This window comes from Mitsuokella apri (assembly GCF_047974105.1).
Lineage (GTDB): Bacteria > Bacillota > Negativicutes > Selenomonadales > Selenomonadaceae > Mitsuokella.
This window is the reverse complement of record NZ_JBHYRS010000013.1, coordinates 1-1,811: the sequence shown is the minus strand read 5'-3', so window position 1 is coordinate 1,811 and position 1,811 is coordinate 1. Positions and strand designations below refer to the sequence as shown.

Annotated in this window: 2 protein-coding genes and 1 pseudogene; all 3 read left to right on the top strand. The window is 48.6% G+C overall.

Annotated features, from left to right (window positions below; translation table 11 throughout):
* Window positions 1-618: pseudogene (locus ACE419_RS11495) on the top strand (IS701 family transposase); the annotation flags it as partial.
* A 96-nt stretch (window positions 619-714) separates the two neighbouring features.
* The gene (locus tag ACE419_RS11490) at window positions 715-1,200 is read left to right on the top strand and encodes a hypothetical protein (protein ID WP_435722080.1); all 486 of its coding nucleotides are present in this window, start codon (window positions 715-717) and stop codon (window positions 1,198-1,200) included.
* A gap of 180 nt (window positions 1,201-1,380) precedes the next feature.
* Complete coding sequence (gene tnpA / locus ACE419_RS11485; protein WP_435722079.1) at window positions 1,381-1,788, top strand: IS66 family insertion sequence element accessory protein TnpA; 408 nt, start codon at window positions 1,381-1,383, stop codon at window positions 1,786-1,788.
* The last annotated feature ends 23 nt before the right edge of the window (window positions 1,789-1,811 follow it).

Below are 1,811 nucleotides of genomic sequence, written 5' to 3'. Positions count from 1 at the left end.
CGAAAATATGGCAGACGGCTGACGCTGGACGATTTGTACGAGAATATTTGGAAGAAGACTTGCCAAATGGACCAGCTTCTGGTGACACACAAGGTGGTAAAAGCCAAGATTTTTGGCGACTGCCAGGTCCACGCTTACGTGACTCTGAGCAAAAGCGGCTCACGCCGGCTCTTTCTCAGCACGGTTGAGCCCATGGCTCTGCATATGAGCGTTGCCTGGCAGAGCAGCAGAATACTGCGTGATGCCGGCTCAAGAGAAATGGAATTCTACCCGCTTCGTCTCTACAAACTCCGCTGGGGCATTGAGACAAACTATTACGAGCAGAAGATGTTTTGGCAGCTGAGCCATTACATGGTCCGCAAGCAGACAAGCATTGAGCATCTGATGAATCTCACGAATGCTGAGCATGCCATGGTAAAAATGCTGCCGCATCTGGACGAGGCCTTTCAGTCCCACCAGAATGACAGTCCACAAGAGCTGCGGCATTTACTAAGCTGGCAGATCCAGCGCGAAATAATTTTTGCCACTTTGGCCCAAAAGGCCAAAACTAGCAAAAATCCGAAGGCCTTGCTCAAAGCCTTGCAAGACGTAATTCGGTCTGATGAAGAGGCTGCTTAAAGTTGTAAACTACTGTTATGGTAATATAATGAAGCTGATATCTTTCATTAGAGAGAGATAACGTATCTATTTTATTTCATCATTGGGGGCTTTTTTATGAAGAAGAAAATCCTGCTTCTGGTCTGCGCGATGATCATGGCGCTTTCCGCGACCTGCTTTGCGCGGGCGCTGCCGAGTTCGGAGTTCACGCTGGGCGGCATCTGCGTGGCGTATGGTCCGACGATTGAGGATGTGGCAGCGTCTTACGGCGAACCACGCCTTGTTTCGTCTCGTGGCAGTGTCAACGTCTATTATTATGGGGATTCGGTAAAAATTTCCACGAACCATTACGGCAGTTCGCCGGAGCGCGTCTTTGCCATCGAAGTCACGGCGAACAATGGCTGGGCCACACCAGCTGGATTGACGGTCGGTATGAAGAAGTCGACAATGGTCGATTTGTACGGCACGACGTATTCGGAATACGATAAACGCACGGGATACACGACGTATCTGTATCCGCACATGGGCTCCGGCGCTGGTGTCAGCATGCAGATCAAAATGGACCGTTATGGTGAGATTCGCAGCATTGCTGTTGTCGATTGATTTTCTGGATAAAGAAGCACGGAAGGCTTGAAAAGTAAGCGCTTAATAATCCAGTGTATTTAAATCCTTTCACCCATATGAGATAATACTCTCGCACGGAAAACTCAAAATTTCCAGTACAAAAAACTCAAAATTTCCCGAATGGGGAATTCAGTTTTTCCAATATGGGAGGGATTTGCATTGTCAACAGTCCAGCAGGTCAAGCATCAGCATTTAATCCAGAAATGGAAGAAAATCATTCTGGCACAGCATGCCAGCGGCTTATCTGCCATGGCCTTCTGTCGCCGCGAAGACATTAATATAGATCAGTTCTACTACTGGCAGAGGCAGATCCGGCGTGAGCTAATTGCACAGAAAGAGAAACAGGAAACCGCTGCTTTGCCAGCTCCTGCAGAGCCGTCTGTACCAGTTCCGCAAGAGGCCGTTCAGTTCGTTCCATTGAAACCATCGAAGTCGGCAAAAAAACACATTGCTCATCATCTGGAAATTCAATGCGGTCCAGCAAAGATCGTGGTTTTAGAAGATACACCGCCGGATTTGCTGCGGCAGACGCTTTGCGTTCTGAGGGATGTGTTTCCGCCATGTTAATCCGGAATATCACAGCAGACCAC

Bases quoted from the DNA above. Each gene is read 5' to 3' on its own strand.
- ACE419_RS11490 (WP_435722080.1), top strand. From the start codon at position 715: ATGAAGAAGAAAATCCTGCTTCTGGTCTGCGCGATGATCATGGCGCTT.